Source organism: Methylocapsa sp. S129, from assembly GCF_009765995.1.
Taxonomy (GTDB): Bacteria; Pseudomonadota; Alphaproteobacteria; order Rhizobiales; family Beijerinckiaceae; genus Roseiarcus.
The window spans coordinates 1,039,053-1,053,069 of sequence record NZ_LMUI01000011.1 but is presented as its reverse complement, the minus strand read 5'-3'; the positions used below and the strand labels follow the sequence as shown (position 1 = coordinate 1,053,069).

The window sequence follows — 14,017 nt, the reverse complement described above, 5'->3', positions numbered from 1 at the left end:
GGCGCGACGGCGGCAAAGAAGCAGCCCAAATATATTCACACGGCTTTTTGACCGCGAATCTACGCTTCCGGGGGTTCTGACCGCAATTTCGGACTGACTTTTGGACCGGAATCTGCTCTATTCCCCCTTTCCGTCGCAAAATTCGAACGGAATCCGGCTTCCGCTGCTTTCCTTCGTTCCGTTCGAGGCTTCCATGACTTCCGCAAAAACCGAAGCGTCCCGCACGCTGACGGGGATCGCTTTGGCGACCTGCGGCTGGGCGGCGTTCAGCGCTCAGGACGCCATCGTTAAATGGCTGGTCGTGAAGCTCCCCGTGGCCGAAGTGCTGTTCGCGCGAAGCGTCATGATTGTCGCGCTTGCAAGCTTTGTGGTCCGACGCGCTGATCTGCGCAGCATGATGCAAAGGCGCAATCTCGCGGCGGTCGCGGTGCGCGGCCTGCTCATCCTGGCGGCGTGGCTCGCCTATTACAGCGCGTCGCGTTCTCTGCAACTGGCCGAACTCGTCACGCTCTATTTCGCCGCACCGCTGTTTGTGGTGGCGATGTCCAATCCCATACTGGGCGAGATCGTCGGCCCATGGCGCTGGATGACGACGCTCATTGGCTTTGGCGGCGTGCTCATCGCCGCGGATCTGTCGGCGGCGCCCGATGTCTGGCCGGCCCTGCTGACGCTATTTGGCGCTTTATGTTGGGCGGGCACGACGATCTTGGCGCGCAGCCTCAGCCAGGCAGTGAGTACGGCGGCCTTGATGGTCGGCAGCAACTTTTTGTTTGTCGTCGCCTGCGGGTTCGCCGCGCCTTTTGTCTTCGTCTGGCCTGACGCTTTCAGCTTCGGACTGATCGTCGCGCTTGGCCTTGTCGGCAGCGTCGGCCAGTTTTTTCTGTTCGAAGGCTTGCGCCGCGCGCCGGCCTCCGCTCTGGCGCCCTTTGAATATACCTCGCTTGCCTGGGCAATCCTTTGGGGCTGGCTGGTCTTCAACGATTTGCCGCCTCGGCACGTCCTCATCGGCGCGGCGATCATCTTGTGCAGCGGCCTGTTCATGCTGTTGATCGAGAGCCGTCGCCATGTTTTGGCCGCGCGGGCCTGATCGGACGACGCGCTGTTTCGGACGCGTGAACTTTACGGGCGCGCCGCCATCCACTACTCTTGCTGGCACAGGGGAAGGATCAAGAATGGTCGCGCGCAATAGCGCTTCGAGAAGCGCGCAGGCGATCTGTTTCCTATCGTCGGGAGCCCAGGAAGCCAATGAAGCCCTGGAACGACTCGTTGAGCGCTACGGCAATTGCGAGCCCGCCCAAGCCGACGTGATCGTCGCGCTAGGCGGCGACGGCCTGATGCTGCAGACGTTGCATCGCATGATGAACGCGCCCAAGCCGATCTATGGGATGAATCGAGGATCCGTCGGGTTTTTGATGAACGAATTCCATGATCGCGGTCTGCGCAAAAGATTGGAAACCGCGCGCCCCTCGATCATCCATCCGCTTGTCATGCGCACGACCGACGCCAAAGGCGCGACAAGGACCGCGCGGGCGATCAATGAAGTTTCCTTACTGCGGCAGACCTATCAGGCCGCAAAATTGCGCATCAGCGTCGACGGCAAGGAGCGGCTCGACGAGCTCATCGCCGACGGCGTGCTGCTTGCGACCCCAGCCGGTTCAACCGCCTATAATCTTTCGGCGAACGGGCCGATCCTGCCGCTGGACGCGCCGCTGATGGCCTTGACGCCCATCTCCGCCTTCCGCCCACGCCGATGGCGCGGCGCGCTATTGCCGGACCGCGCAAGCGTTTCCATCGAAGTGCTGGAGGCGGACAAACGCCCGGTCGCCGCAGTCGCCGACCACATCGAAATCAGACGCGTCGCGCGGGTCGATGTCTCCATGGACCACAAGACTTCGCTGATGCTGCTGCACGATCCCGGCCATTCGCTCGACGAGCGCATATTGCGCGAGCAATTTGTCTATTAAGGAAGATTGATGGCCCCCAAGATCAAGATGCTTGGCGAAACGCTCCTCGCCAACGGCCGCTTCAGGCTGACGCTGACCAGGGTGGAAGTGATCGAGTCGGATGGCGCCGCGCGTCTCATGAATCGTGAGATCTACCATCACAAGGGCGCAGCCGCGGTGCTGCTCTATGACCCCGAGCGCAAAATCGTCCTGTTGGTGCGACAATTCAGGCTCGGCGCCTATCTGGAGGACGCCAGGTCGTCGATGACGGAGGTTTGCGCGGGCATGCTTGATGGCGATGCGCCGGAAGCCGGCATCATCCGCGAAGCGATGGAGGAAACGGGGGTGGCGATCGCCGACGCGCGTCACGTCTTCGACGCTTTCGTCAGCCCTGGCGCCACCACCGAGAAAATCGCTTGCTTCGTCGCGCGTTACGGCCAGGCCGACCGCGTGGGCGCCGGAGGCGGCGTCGACGCCGACGAACATATCGAGATCATTGAGCCGACGTTTGACGAAGCGCTCGCTATGATCGAGCGGGGCGATATCTGCGACGCCAAAACGATCGCCTTGCTATATTATGCTAAAGCACGTGGATTAATGGACTACGAGGCCAATTGACCCGCCGCAACGACGGGATGGAATTCGTGTAGAAGGGGGTCTTGTTCGACGGCGTTCGCTCGTCCGGCCTGTCTTTGCCGCCCATAAGGAAGTTTCATGCTGATTGGACCTCTCGCCCTCGCCTTCGCCGCCGCTTTCAGCGGCGCGGCGCTCTACATCAATCTTGTTGAGCAGCCTGCACGCCTCTCGCTTGACGATAACGGACTGCTCTCGGAATGGCGTCCGAGCGATCGCCGCGGCTTCGCCATGCTGGCGTCCCTCGCGCTGATTGCGGCGGCGCTTGGGCTGGCGACCTATTTTCAAACGCAGGATGTGCGCTGGTTGATCGGCGCCATCGTTGTGATTGCGAGCTGGCCCTATACGTTCTTCGCCATGGTGCCGATGAACAATCGCATTCTGACAGTTTCCGCCAGCGAGCCCGGCGCTGCGCGCGAATTGGTGCGCCTATGGGGGCTGCTGGAATATGGGCAAACGGCGATCGGCCTTGTCGCTTGCGCGGCGTTTCTTTGGGCGCTGTAAGACGGCGAAGCCGAGTTAATCCGTCAGCCCCGACCGTCAGGCCGCTTCGGCCAGAGCGGCGATCTGATCGGGAGGCAATGCGACGGGCGGCGGCTCCGCCTCCAGCGCCGGGGGCGCTTGGGCGGCGATGAGCATCGGCGCGTTCGTCGGTTCGTCATCGCCAAGCCCTTCCTCGAAGCGGACTAGCAAAGCGGGCGCCCGACGATGCGCGGCGGATTCCGCCACAAAGGCGCGGGCTTCCTCACGCGCGGCCTCCGCCTCGAAGCGGCGCAGCAAGGACATGAGTTTAACGAGTTCAGGCGAATTGACCCTTTCGCAAGCGGCGATCACGCGCTCGATCAAAGCCCGGGATATCCGATCGCCATGCGCGATTTTGGCTTCGTCGAGAGCGGCGAGGGCTGCGCGAAAAGCCGGCAGAAAATGAGGCGGCAAGCCGGTCTTGCCATAGAGTGCGGCAAACCCGGCGCTCAGCGGTTCGCGGACAAACCCGGCGATGCGCGCAGGCGCCAATCCGGAAAGTTCCGCCAAAGCGCTCTCGAACAACGCGCGATCGCCCGACAGCAACGCGCGCATCAGCAAGGCGATCGTCAAGCCTCCCCTTTGGCGAAGATGACGCACAAGATCGCGTATTTCGTCCTTCGGGCTCGAATTCGCGACGCAGACCGTCCCCTGCTCGGCCGCCTCCCGCGTCATGCGCTCGGCCCGCTCCGCCCCCAGCCAGGCGCAGCCAGCGACAAAATCAGACAAAGCTTTCGCGGCGGCGGCGACGAGATCGACGCGCAGCGTCGATGGCAGCGATGGGCGCATCAGCAAAGCCTCGCGCGCTTCCGCATCCTGACCAAACCGCTCGACAATGCGAAACAAAACGCTTTGGCTGAGATCGGCGTCAAGATTGCCGGCAAGCGCGATCACCGCCTCTCGTTGGCCGATTTCCGCGAGCGCGGCGGCGACGCTCACCCCCAGGCGCGGACGGCGAGCCAGCGCGATCTGGGCGCGGGCATCGCCGATAGCGGCGCAATCGACAAGTTCGGCGTCGGTCAGAACCGGCGAGCGCGCCAACACCACCGACGAAACTTCCGACTGATCGCAGGCCAGCGCCAGAACGATATGATGAGGCGCGTCGCAAGCCCCCGCCAACACTTCCGCCAGCGCGCGACGCACGAGCGCGGAATAGTCGTCGAGCAGCGAAGTCATTCCGATTGCGGCCTCGCGGCGCAGCGTCGGGTCGAGATCCGAGTAGAGATAGGCCCGCGCCAAAGCGCTGGCGGCCTCGGCGCGTCCGCCGGCGTCCGCCCGTTGCGCCCAGCTCAGAAAGCGGCGAACAATGGTCGGCTGATCTGGGGCTTGAGAGGCGGGCGGCTCATTATCGGATATCATCAGATTCATAGCGCATTCCCACGCGTCGCAACGGAAACTCTCATGCCGCAGCTTGCCGCCTTATGGTAAATGGGCGCTTAAAGCGGAACGGGCGCGAGGGGACTGGAGTGAGAAAATGAACGATTCCGCGCCCGTCCATCCCCGCGGCGGCCTTTATTTTGAGGATTTCGCGGTCGGCCGGGTTTTCTCGCATCGACTGACGCGAACCGTCACGCAGATGGACAATATGCTGTTCTCGAACATGACCCTTAATCCGCAACCCCTGCATATTGACGCTCATTTCTGCGCAACCGAAACCGAATGGGGCAAACCCATCATGAATTCTTTGTTCACGCTTGGCCTGATGATTGGCATTTCGGTCAACGACACGACGGTCGGCACGACGATCGCCAATCTGGGCATGACCGACGTGCGCTTCCCGGCGCCGCTGTTCGAGGGCGACACGATACGCGCGACGACGGAAGTTCTTTCCGCACGGGAATCGAAGTCGCGCGGCGACGCCGGCCTCGTCGAATTCCTGCATCGCGCCTACAAGCAGGACGGCGTTCTGGTTGCCGAATGCCGCCGCACCGCTTTCATGCGCCGTCGGCCCACCCCCGAAACCTTGAAGGTCTAACCGATGCGCTCGGCCCTGTTTGTCCCAGGCGACGACGAAAAGAAGCTCGCCAAGGCGCTTCTCAGCGGCGCCGATGCGCTGATCGTCGATCTCGAAGATTCTGTCGCGCTGGCGGCGAAAGAGCGCGCGCGCCGCATCGCCGCCGAGTTCCTGCGCGCCGCCGCCTCGCAAACCCCGCGGCCGCGCCTTTTCTTGCGCGTCAATCCGCTTGAGAGCGGCCTGACCGACGCCGATCTCGACGCCGTCATGTCGGCGGCGCCCGAAGGCGTCGTCTTGCCCAAAAGCCTCGGCGGGGCGAGCGTCCAGCAGCTCGGCGTGAAACTCGCCGTTCGCGAGGCTTTGTGCGGGCTTGGCGACGGCTCAACCCGGATCTTCGCGATAGCGACGGAAAGCGCGCGCGCGCTGTTTGGCATGGAAAGCTATCGCGGTTGCAGTCCGCGGCTTGAGGGCCTCGCCTGGGGCGGCGAAGATCTGTCAGCGGATCTCGGCGCCGAAAGCAATCGCCTGCCCGACGGCGCTTACGCCGGCCCTTATAACTTGGCGCGCAACCTGACGCTGGTGGGCGCGACGGCGGCCAATGTCGCGCCCATCGACACGGTGTTCACCAATTTTCGAGACCTTGAAGGCCTGCGCGCCGAAGCCATCGCCGCGCGCCGCGATGGATTCTGGGCGAAAATGGCGATTCATCCAGCACAAATCCCCGTCATCAACGAAGTCTTCACGCCGACGCCCGAGACCCTCGCCCGAGCGCGTGCGATCATCGCGGCATTCGCCGCGGCGCCTGGCGCCGGCGTCGTCGCGCTCGACGGCGAGATGCTCGACAGGCCCCATCAATTGCGCGCCGAGCGAATCCTGGCGCGCGCCAGGACGCAGCCTGATTGATCAGAAAGCGGATAAGTCCGGTCGGCCGCGCCCCTTCGCCGCCGACCGAAGCTTCGCGTATCAATCCCAGGTTATGTTATCGTCGTGAATATAGAGATTGTTGACCTTGCAATAATCGACAGGCGCGTCGAATTTGCTGCCGTCGGCGAAATGGATTTGCGTGCGCACCGTGCAATCGCCCTTGCTGGTGCCAAAGTCCATATTGAACGTATCGCCCGGCTGAATCCGGTCGGAAATCCAATTGGAACTCCAATCGCCGTTTTCCTGCGTCCGGAATTCGACCGCCGCGGTATTTGATTTATTGATGACATTGAATTTCCAGTGGTCTCCGGCCATAGCGAGAGAACTCACCGTCGCGGACGCAACAATAGCCGCCGCCCAGATCGCAAATTTCCCAGCCCTCATTTCACCCTCCAATGCGCCCAACGGCGCCGCCTGCGACAATCTGGCGGGACCGGGCGCGGAGTCAAGCCGAGACCAACCAGCTTAGGTCAGGAGAACTTGCAACCGGAGGCTTTAGTCTTGCGGCGCCTGGTTAGCGCCGGTTGTTGGCCAATTGAGCCCAAGATTATCCGCCGCCGCCCGGTGGACGCGCCAAGGTGAAGAGCTTGTCGACGACCGCATAGTCCTGGTAGCCGCAGCGCGCCAGCGATTGGGCGGCGGCGGTATCGAAAACGCCGTCGCGAATAAAACGCTCGTCGATATGAAAAGCGACGACCTCGCCCAGAACCAGATAATTGTCCGTCGACTCGCCGCGCATGTTTTTCAAGATGACGATTTCGGTCACCTTGCATTCCATCGCGGCGTGGCTTTCGGCGACGCGCGGCGCCCCCACCAGCCGGCACGGCGCCATCGTCAGGCCGGTATGAGCGAATTCGCTCTGCCCGCGCGGCAATGGCGCCGAACTCAGGCTCATTGGGTGCAGCAAATCCATGGTCGCGAGATTGGCGACGAATTCGCCGCTATCCCTGGCGAAAGCCGCTGAATCCTTGGCGCCTTCGCTCGAGAAGCCGACGATCGGCGGCGCCGACGAAAACGCGTTGAAGAAACTATAGGGCGCGAGGTTGACCAGGCCGTCCCGGCTTCGCGTCGAAATCCATCCGATCGGCCGCGGCGCGACGATCGCCTTGAAAGGATCGCGCGGCAAAAGGCTCTTGTCGCGCTGACCGGTCTCATAGAACAAGGCGCTCTCCTTGAAATGCAGGCGGCCGGATCACGCTTCAAAACGCGAGACGACGGCCGCGAGCGCGGGCCGGACCCGATCCTCGCTGATCATGTTGGCCCGGCCAATATGGACGAAGCCGGCGATTTTCTCATTGGCGCCGACGCCGATCGCTTCACAAAACCGCCGGTCATAGGCGCACCATTCCGTCAGCCACGCGGCGACATAGCTCATCGCATTGGCCGCGATCACGAGATTCATACAAGCGGCGCCGGCGGACAACACCTGCTCCCATTCGGGAATTTTGACGTGGGGCGCGGCGCGCGAGATCACGCCGATCACCAAGGGCGCGCGAGAAAAGCGCGTCGATTCGGCCTGGCGGCGCGCCTCGGATATCGACGGATCGTCGCTCTGCAAGATGCCAGCGGCGATTGCGCCCGCCCGATCGCGGGCCGCGCCCTCGAAGACCAGGAAACGCCACGGCGTCAGTTTGCCGTGATCGGGCACGCGAGAGGCGATCGTCAGCAATGTCTCGATTTCTTCAGGGCCAGGCCCTGGGCCCGCCATTCCCTGGGGCGGCAAGGAACGGCGTCGGCGCAGCAATTCAATCGTCGCGTTCATGAGCATCCTAATTCTCGAAACAATCCGCCCGGCGACGCCGGGATGCGCTTTGGGCCGGTTACTTCGCCGGTTTGGCGCTCGCTGTAAACCGTCATGAAACGGCCCGCTTGTCGCGCGACGAGACCCAGGCGCCGCCGGGGCCCGCAAAATAGCGCCCCGAGGCGTGGAATCGCCAAAAGCCTCGCCATTGACTGGCGCTGAGGATCGCGGCAAGGCAGGACGGTCATGCGGATTTTTATCAGGCGCCTCGTTTTCGCCCTTTTGGCCTTTGCGGGCGCGCTCGCGCCGGCGGTCGCCCAGAGCGAGCCAGGCAAGGCGGTTTTGCATCTTTCGGCCGTTTTGGGCCAGGCGAGCGCGCCAATGCAGGCGGGCCTGCATTGGCGGGTCTTTAACGAACGCGCCGAGGCCGACGGTTCGCACGCATTGGTCGCCGAATCGAGCACGGCCCAGCCTTCCATCGGCCTGACGCCGGGCGATTACGTCATCCACCTCGCTTTTGGGCTGGCGAGCGCGACAAAGCGGATCAGCATGGGCGACGAGGACCGAACCGAACGCCTCACCCTTAACGCGGGGGCGCTGAGGATCGTCGGCACCAGGGGCGACGCGCCGATCGACGCCAATCGGCTGTCGCTCGCCATTTATGTTCCCGAGCGTAACAATCCGGAAGCCAAGCTGGTCTATTCCAAGGCCAAGGCCGGCGACATTCTGGGCTTGCCCGAAGGCGCCTATCACATCGTATCGACCTATCTCGATTCCGTCGGCGTCGGCTCGCTTGGCGTCGGCAGGGCGGGCGGCGGCGCGCCCTCCAACGCCGTCGTCACCAATTCGATTGTCTCGGCCGATATCAAAGTGCCGTCAGGCAAAGTCCTCGATGTGACCTTGCGCCATCGCTACGCGACCTTGACGCTGAAGCTGGTCAATACGGCGGGCGCCGAAGCGCTGGCCAACACCAACTTCACCATTCTGACGCCGGGCGGCGACCTCATCAGAGAATTGATCGGCGCCTTTCCCTCGCTGGTGCTCGCCGAAGGGGAATATGTCGTGATCGCACGCCACGATTCGAAGACCTATCAATCGACGTTCCAGGTGCAATCGGGCCTCGACCGCGACGTGGAAGTTATTGCACAATAGAACGCGGCGAAGGCTAAGGCGGCTTCGCTTATGACCCTGGGTTGAGAGGTCCTGTTTTCATGCAGACGTTCTTCGTCGAGATCAAATGCGCGCTCGGGCGCACCTATGAAGTGGCGAGCGCGCTCGCCGAGGCGGAGATTGCGTCGGAAATCTATTCGATCGCCGGCGACTTCGACATTCTCGCCAAATTCTATGTCGAACGCGACATCGACATCGGTCATTTCGTCGGCCAGAAGGTGCAGATCATTCCCGGCATCGTCGACACCCGCACGATCATCACCTTCAAGGCGTTCTAGCCGCGCTCGTCCAGCGCCGAACCGGCCCGGGGCGGCTCATTCCCTGTCATGGCTATTTCTGAAAGGCTTCCCATGCGAATTGTTGCGCCCCTCGCTTTCACCCTGATCGCGAGCGCCGCTTGTGCGCAGGAGACGCCTTATCTCTTCGACGTCCTGCTCAAGCCCGCCTATCGCGCCGGATGGGAAAAGCTCATGAAGGAAGTGCAGCCGACGCCCGACTGGCTGGCGCAATTTTCGAGGAATTTTGACGGCGTCGCCGGACCGATGAAGCCCGCCACGATCGAGGGAAAGCCCTACGAGATCTATTTCGTATGCAAGCCGCATGATTGCGCCGCCAAGAAATTCGAAGTGATGTTCGAGGCCGCCTCGAAGCGCGCCTACGGGGCGCTCGGCGGCGACGGCGCCCCGCCGTTCTTCTACGGCGCGCCAACGCAGCCGATGCAGGATGCTCTGGCCGCTGCGCTGAAGAGCTAGTGCGAGATGATTTTTGATCGAAACGATCGAGGGTAATCCATCGTTTCGCATGGCGGAGCGTGTTTCACCTCAGAAGGTTGGTCAAGTGCGCGCCAAAGGCGCGCCGCCTCCGGCGGTCGCCCGCAGGGCGACACTTGACGAACCTTCTGAGGTGAAAAAAAATGCCTCCATGCGAACAATGGCTCAATAGCGAAGCTGTCGCCGATGGCCGTTTGATTCAATCAATTCTCATCACGACCTAGCCGCTCATTCCGACGGTGCGCAGCAATCGGCATAGAAGTGGCGGGCGCCTGACGCATCGATGAGATCGTAACCGCCATCCGTCGCCTCGACATAGGCGGCGCCGATCGGAATTTTCCCATGCGCGCCGGGAATGTCGAGGACATAGGTCGGCTGCGCGAGGCCGGACAATCGCGCCCGCAATTGGCGCATCAGCGCCTGTCCCTCAGCGATCGTCGTGCGGAAATGCGCGGTGCCCGGCGCGAGATCGCCATGATGCAGATAATAGGGTTTGATCCGCGTCTCGACGAAGGCGCGCATCAGCGCCGCGAGCGTGTCGGCGTCGGCATTGACGCCCTTGAGAAGCACGCTCTGGCTGACCATCGCGACGCCGCGATCGATCAAAAGCTTGCAGGCGGCGCGCGCCTCCGGCGTCAGTTCGCGGGCGTGATTGGCATGCAGCGCGACATAGACGGTCTTGTCATGCCCCTCGGTCAGCGCCGCGGCCAGCGCGCCGGTGACGCGCTCGGGCGCGGCAACCGGCAGGCGCGTGTGCCAGCGCAGGATTTTCACATGCGGGATGGCGGCGAGCGCCTGCGTCGCCTGCGCAATCCGGCGCGGCGACAGGGTCAGCGGATCGCCGCCCGTCAGCACGACTTCCCAAATCTCTTCATGGGCGCGGATGTAATCGAGCGCCGCCGCAAATTCCGCCTCGCTCAAATTCGCCTCGCCCTGCCCCACACTTTCCCGCCGGAAGCAGAAGCGGCAATAGACCGCGCAGACTGAGGCGAGCTTCAACAGCACGCGATCGGGATAGCGATGCACGAGCCCCTTGACCGGGCTCTTGAGGTCGTCGCCGATCGGATCGGCGATCTCGGCGGGATGGGCGTCAAGCTCCCTGACGTCGGGGACGAATTGGCGCGCGATCGGATCTTGAGGATCGTTCCGATCGACCAGATCGGCCAAAGCCGGCGTCATCGTCATAGCGTAGCGCGCGCCGACCGCGGCCAGTTCGGCCTCGCGCCCTGGCTCCGCAAGCCCCGCTTCGATGAAGTCGGCGGGAAACTTCAAGGTCCGGGCGAGAGGGCCGCCGCGCGGGGAATGAACGTGCTGTGTCCTGGGCAAAAGCGCGGCCTCAAATGTTGGTGCGGACGGCGGGGGTCGAACCCGCACAGCCAAAGGCCGAGGGATTTTAAGTCCCTTGCGTCTACCAGTTTCGCCACGTCCGCTTAGGGCGCCCTTGTGTCACAGATTGGCGCGGATTTGAACCGGCCGCCGCTTCGGGCCGACGACCGCTTGGCCCATCGCCGGCGAAGCGAGTTTAGTCCCACCAAATGCGGGATATCAAAGCCTTGCAGCACGGTTTAGTTTCCCGCCCCATCTTTTTGTTCGGCCAGCCGAGCGAGAACTGGGCAAGAATTAGGATTGCCGGACAACGCCCAAACACCTCCCGGCTTTTATCAGAAATATCTATATATATCAATGACTTACTGGCTATAAGATTCCGCTTTTCCAAATCCCTGCGAATCTTATTTGACGGAGCCGCCGCGTTAAAGCCACGCATAGCCCAGGAGAACCGCGGCCGTCACCGTTCCCGCCAAATATATCGCGAAGCTGATTCGCAGGCAGACGGTCTTCCAGTACAGGATGTTGCAGAGAATGACGCAGAGCGTCTGTTGCTGGTCGATCGTGACGCCGGAATTGGCGGGGCTTTTAAAGTCATTGGGGCTTGCATTGCGCTCGATCAGGAAATTGGCGCGCCCGGCGCGGGGATAACGCGGGAACAAACAGATCAGAAGGCAGAAAAAGACAATGACGAACGGCAATAACACGATCGGCAGCGGCAAAATCGGCGGAAACTTGTCGCTGAAACCGAGAACCGGCCCGATCGTGAACGCCCCATAGATGATCGCGACATTCGCCTTGAAATCGCTGATGCGAATCGCATCGGTATAGGCGGCGATGTGATTGCGATAATAAGTCGCCGCGTCTTTTGTCATAGGCCAATCGCAAGCTTCAGGAGGACAGCAGAGATGACCGCTGCGCCAAGGCGGCCAGCGCGGTCTGAATGAATGTTAGTGTATGAATGCCCCCGGCGCCAATGCTCAGGCGCCGGAGCGGGCCGGCTTATTTGATGTCAAGGCTCAGATCGAAAAGCCTACCGCCCAAGCAGCATGGAGACGCGCGCCGCGATAAGTTTGGCAAACAGCCTCATTGGGAAACCTCGGTAGCACGAGACATCGCGAGGAAGGTCGGCGTCCGCTCGCCGGTGCTGGATCTGCGTCCTCATTTCCAATGGCGGCAGGTCTCCTTCGAAGCGGGCCCGATAAGCCGAAACCCAGAATCCGGGCCTGTATTTCAGAAACATGGCGGAGTTACAGCATGACGCCACCACCCTCCGGGTGGGCGCGCCTTCTCTGATCTTATAGCTCACCAGCAGATCCTCGCCGGCCGAACAACTGAACCGGTCGTCGCGGTAGGTCAGCAACGGCGTTCCGCCGTCAGCGTCGCGGAAGCTCGTTGCATTCGGAAGCGCCTCAATTTGACGAGCGCCTTCCTGGCAGTCGTCGCAATAGCAAACGACGCTAACAATCGGCGCGCCCATCGCCCGACATTGGACACGCCCGCACGCGCAGGAGGAATATCGGGTGGGCGCAACTATTCGGCTCATTGACTTACCCTGCGAGCGTCAACTGTCTTTCCCCATTCATGGGCGGGCATGGCGGCGCGTTGGCTCGGGAACTCAAGGGTGAAATGCGACGATTGAGTCCAACTGGGATTCCCGTCTGATATTTGGCTTGCGAGTCTGCGAGACAGAGCCTCCGAATGGGTCGCCAATCCCAACAATTCATCGCCGTCGCCAGACCAGGAAGCGTTAGGTTCGATCCGCTAGAACAGCCTCTCAACGAGAGAATAACTCAATAGAAAGAAAATAATAACGATTGTTCCCAAACAAATAACCAAGCTAATTTTCAAAAACAACGTCTTCCAGAATAATATCCCGGACAAAATCGCGCATCTTATCTTGAGCTGTTCGATATCGTCTTCATTATTCTCTACGAATACAAAATCATCCTTGCTCGGGTTTCGGATCAAGAATCTGTTCCCCCGGCGCGGGTAGCGGGGAAACACGCAGATGAGCAGGCAAAAAAAGGCGACGATGAAGGGCGCCAGCACGATCGGCAGCGACAGGAAATGCGGATATTTGTCGCGATAGGCGACGATCGGCCCCATCATGATCGCGACGAACAGGACGGCGAGATTGGCTTTGAAGTCGCTGGTGCGAATCGTATCGGTATAGGCGCTGATCAGATTGCCGAAATGGGCCGCCGGGTCCGGAGGGTCTGCTGGCTCTTGTGTCATGTCGCGATCGCAAGCTCCCATGGGCGGCGAGCCGGGCGCGGCCTCACGATGATCGCTCTATGAAATAAAATCCAGAGTGTCTAGGGCCCAAACCCGATCAGGCGATTGAAAGGGTCCGGCGGCCCGAACGATCGCCGCGGCGCCTCATATCGGGGCGGCCTCCTTTGCAGGCGTGTCTTCGGCGCCCAGGCCGCGGAAGATAAGGGCCAGAGTTCTCTTCGTCTGCGCTTTTCCCTCCGAGCTGGGTGAAATTCGCAATAACAGCGCCAAAAGCGTCAGGACATCTTCGGGCTCGGCGCCCGGGCGTATGCCGCCCGAGCCTTCGCAGGCCTCCATCAATCGGCGAACGGCGCCTACCAGAGGCCAATAGGTTTCCTGAAAGTCCTGATCCGATATTGCCGCGCGAAGCGTGTCGGCAATGCCGTGCTTCACCTCGCCAGACTGAACAAACCGATCGCACCATAATCGGAAGGCTTGTAGCGGTGGGCGCCTGGCGAGCAGCGCAGGCGCCAGCTCCACCAGCGCATCGATTTCCTTCCGATACACGCCGACCAGCAAAGCCTCGCGGCTCGGAAAGTGACGGTAGAGCGTGCCCGCGCCGACCCCGGCTGTCTTTGCGATGGAGTTGAGGGACGCGTCCGGATCAGCGGTAAGCGCTTCACGCGCCACGTCCAGAATGCGGTCGCGATTCGCCTGCGCGTCGACGCGCAGTTTCGCTTCAAGGTCGGCCATCGCATCTCTTGACTAAACGGAGAATTCTCCGGTAAACATGAACCGGAGAGATATCCGCTTACTA

18 protein-coding genes and 1 tRNA gene are annotated in these 14,017 nt (G+C 61.8%); 9 read left to right on the top strand and 10 right to left on the bottom strand.

Annotation, left to right across the window (positions count from 1 at the left end; translation table 11 throughout):
• Positions 1-193 precede the first annotated feature (193 nt).
• From GSQ90_RS07435 to GSQ90_RS07420, 4 genes are all read left to right on the top strand, one after another.
• Positions 194-1,087, top strand: coding sequence for a DMT family transporter (locus GSQ90_RS07435; RefSeq protein WP_158814115.1), 894 nt, complete (start codon positions 194-196; stop codon positions 1,085-1,087).
• A gap of 85 nt (positions 1,088-1,172) precedes the next feature.
• Positions 1,173-1,964: an NAD kinase gene (locus GSQ90_RS07430; RefSeq protein WP_158814114.1), complete on the top strand. Its 792-nt coding sequence runs from the start codon at positions 1,173-1,175 to the stop codon at positions 1,962-1,964.
• Positions 1,965-1,973: 9 nt separating this feature from the next.
• Positions 1,974-2,561 carry an NUDIX domain-containing protein gene (locus GSQ90_RS07425; RefSeq protein WP_371418334.1) on the top strand — a complete coding sequence of 196 codons (588 nt, stop codon included), beginning with the start codon at positions 1,974-1,976 and terminating at the stop codon, positions 2,559-2,561.
• Positions 2,562-2,657: 96 nt separating this feature from the next.
• A complete protein-coding gene (locus GSQ90_RS07420; protein WP_158814112.1) occupies positions 2,658-3,080 on the top strand; it encodes a DUF1772 domain-containing protein in 423 nt (140 codons plus the stop codon).
• A gap of 36 nt (positions 3,081-3,116) precedes the next feature.
• Here GSQ90_RS07420 and GSQ90_RS07415 read toward each other — a convergent pair whose 3' ends face one another.
• On the bottom strand, positions 3,117-4,466 hold the full coding sequence (locus GSQ90_RS07415) for a DUF2336 domain-containing protein (RefSeq protein ID WP_158814111.1): 1,350 nt from the start codon (positions 4,464-4,466) through the stop codon (positions 3,117-3,119).
• A 106-nt stretch (positions 4,467-4,572) separates the two neighbouring features.
• Between GSQ90_RS07415 and GSQ90_RS07410 the strand changes: the two genes are divergently transcribed.
• Together GSQ90_RS07410 and GSQ90_RS07405 are read left to right on the top strand one after the other, a co-directional pair.
• A complete protein-coding gene (locus GSQ90_RS07410) occupies positions 4,573-5,073 on the top strand; it encodes a MaoC family dehydratase (RefSeq protein ID WP_158814110.1) in 501 nt (166 codons plus the stop codon).
• A gap of 3 nt (positions 5,074-5,076) precedes the next feature.
• A complete protein-coding gene (locus GSQ90_RS07405) occupies positions 5,077-5,955 on the top strand; it encodes a CoA ester lyase (RefSeq protein WP_158814109.1) in 879 nt (292 codons plus the stop codon).
• A gap of 60 nt (positions 5,956-6,015) precedes the next feature.
• Here GSQ90_RS07405 and GSQ90_RS07400 read toward each other — a convergent pair whose 3' ends face one another.
• The 3 genes from GSQ90_RS07400 to GSQ90_RS07390 all read right to left on the bottom strand — a co-directional run bounded on the left by GSQ90_RS07400 (position 6,016) and on the right by GSQ90_RS07390 (position 7,738).
• On the bottom strand, positions 6,016-6,360 hold the full coding sequence (locus tag GSQ90_RS07400) for a hypothetical protein (RefSeq protein ID WP_158814108.1): 345 nt from the start codon (positions 6,358-6,360) through the stop codon (positions 6,016-6,018).
• 163 nt (positions 6,361-6,523) lie between these two features.
• Positions 6,524-7,138 (bottom strand): flavin reductase family protein, encoded by a 615-nt coding sequence (locus GSQ90_RS07395; protein ID WP_158814107.1) that lies wholly within the window; start codon positions 7,136-7,138, stop codon positions 6,524-6,526.
• Positions 7,139-7,168: 30 nt separating this feature from the next.
• Positions 7,169-7,738 (bottom strand): nitroreductase, encoded by a 570-nt coding sequence (locus GSQ90_RS07390; protein ID WP_158814106.1) that lies wholly within the window; start codon positions 7,736-7,738, stop codon positions 7,169-7,171.
• Positions 7,739-7,963: 225 nt separating this feature from the next.
• Between GSQ90_RS07390 and GSQ90_RS07385 the strand changes: the two genes are divergently transcribed.
• From GSQ90_RS07385 to GSQ90_RS07375, 3 genes are all read left to right on the top strand, one after another.
• Positions 7,964-8,869 carry a hypothetical protein gene (locus GSQ90_RS07385; RefSeq protein WP_158814105.1) on the top strand — a complete coding sequence of 302 codons (906 nt, stop codon included), beginning with the start codon at positions 7,964-7,966 and terminating at the stop codon, positions 8,867-8,869.
• A 59-nt stretch (positions 8,870-8,928) separates the two neighbouring features.
• Positions 8,929-9,165, top strand: a complete 237-nt coding sequence (locus GSQ90_RS07380) for an Lrp/AsnC ligand binding domain-containing protein (protein WP_158814104.1) — start codon at positions 8,929-8,931, stop codon at positions 9,163-9,165.
• Between the two features lie 72 nt (positions 9,166-9,237).
• Positions 9,238-9,639: an Ivy family c-type lysozyme inhibitor gene (locus GSQ90_RS07375; protein ID WP_158814103.1), complete on the top strand. Its 402-nt coding sequence runs from the start codon at positions 9,238-9,240 to the stop codon at positions 9,637-9,639.
• 246 nt (positions 9,640-9,885) lie between these two features.
• On the opposite strand, the gene GSQ90_RS07365 is transcribed toward GSQ90_RS07375, so the two are convergent.
• The 6 genes from GSQ90_RS07365 to GSQ90_RS07340 form a co-directional block, all read right to left on the bottom strand.
• The gene (locus GSQ90_RS07365) at positions 9,886-10,983 is read right to left on the bottom strand and encodes a lysine-2,3-aminomutase-like protein (RefSeq protein ID WP_158814101.1); all 1,098 of its coding nucleotides are present in this window, start codon (positions 10,981-10,983) and stop codon (positions 9,886-9,888) included.
• 18 nt (positions 10,984-11,001) lie between these two features.
• A tRNA-Leu gene (locus GSQ90_RS07360) sits at positions 11,002-11,087 on the bottom strand.
• A gap of 321 nt (positions 11,088-11,408) precedes the next feature.
• Entirely contained in the window at positions 11,409-11,858 is a 450-nt protein-coding gene (locus tag GSQ90_RS07355) for a hypothetical protein (protein WP_158814100.1), read from the bottom strand.
• 158 nt (positions 11,859-12,016) lie between these two features.
• Positions 12,017-12,463, bottom strand: a complete 447-nt coding sequence (locus GSQ90_RS07350; RefSeq protein WP_246731443.1) for a hypothetical protein — start codon at positions 12,461-12,463, stop codon at positions 12,017-12,019.
• A gap of 284 nt (positions 12,464-12,747) precedes the next feature.
• Positions 12,748-13,221, bottom strand: a complete 474-nt coding sequence (locus GSQ90_RS07345; protein ID WP_158814098.1) for a hypothetical protein — start codon at positions 13,219-13,221, stop codon at positions 12,748-12,750.
• 144 nt (positions 13,222-13,365) lie between these two features.
• Positions 13,366-13,953 (bottom strand): TetR/AcrR family transcriptional regulator, encoded by a 588-nt coding sequence (locus GSQ90_RS07340; protein WP_210254840.1) that lies wholly within the window; start codon positions 13,951-13,953, stop codon positions 13,366-13,368.
• Positions 13,954-14,017: the final 64 nt, after the last annotated feature.

Coding starts and splice junctions, on each gene's coding strand:
- GSQ90_RS07435 (WP_158814115.1), top strand. CDS start 194: ATGACTTCCGCAAAAACCGAAGCGTCCCGCACGCTGACGGGGATCGCT.
- GSQ90_RS07430 (WP_158814114.1), top strand. CDS start 1,173: ATGGTCGCGCGCAATAGCGCTTCGAGAAGCGCGCAGGCGATCTGTTTC.
- GSQ90_RS07425 (WP_371418334.1), top strand. CDS start 1,974: ATGGCCCCCAAGATCAAGATGCTTGGCGAAACGCTCCTCGCCAACGGC.
- GSQ90_RS07420 (WP_158814112.1), top strand. CDS start 2,658: ATGCTGATTGGACCTCTCGCCCTCGCCTTCGCCGCCGCTTTCAGCGGC.
- GSQ90_RS07415 (WP_158814111.1), bottom strand. CDS start 4,466: ATGAATCTGATGATATCCGATAATGAGCCGCCCGCCTCTCAAGCCCCA.
- GSQ90_RS07410 (WP_158814110.1), top strand. CDS start 4,573: ATGAACGATTCCGCGCCCGTCCATCCCCGCGGCGGCCTTTATTTTGAG.
- GSQ90_RS07405 (WP_158814109.1), top strand. CDS start 5,077: ATGCGCTCGGCCCTGTTTGTCCCAGGCGACGACGAAAAGAAGCTCGCC.
- GSQ90_RS07400 (WP_158814108.1), bottom strand. CDS start 6,360: ATGAGGGCTGGGAAATTTGCGATCTGGGCGGCGGCTATTGTTGCGTCC.
- GSQ90_RS07390 (WP_158814106.1), bottom strand. CDS start 7,738: ATGAACGCGACGATTGAATTGCTGCGCCGACGCCGTTCCTTGCCGCCC.
- GSQ90_RS07385 (WP_158814105.1), top strand. CDS start 7,964: ATGCGGATTTTTATCAGGCGCCTCGTTTTCGCCCTTTTGGCCTTTGCG.
- GSQ90_RS07380 (WP_158814104.1), top strand. CDS start 8,929: ATGCAGACGTTCTTCGTCGAGATCAAATGCGCGCTCGGGCGCACCTAT.
- GSQ90_RS07375 (WP_158814103.1), top strand. CDS start 9,238: ATGCGAATTGTTGCGCCCCTCGCTTTCACCCTGATCGCGAGCGCCGCT.
- GSQ90_RS07355 (WP_158814100.1), bottom strand. CDS start 11,858: ATGACAAAAGACGCGGCGACTTATTATCGCAATCACATCGCCGCCTAT.
- GSQ90_RS07350 (WP_246731443.1), bottom strand. CDS start 12,463: ATGGGCGCGCCGATTGTTAGCGTCGTTTGCTATTGCGACGACTGCCAG.
- GSQ90_RS07345 (WP_158814098.1), bottom strand. CDS start 13,221: ATGACACAAGAGCCAGCAGACCCTCCGGACCCGGCGGCCCATTTCGGC.
- GSQ90_RS07340 (WP_210254840.1), bottom strand. CDS start 13,953: ATGGCCGACCTTGAAGCGAAACTGCGCGTCGACGCGCAGGCGAATCGC.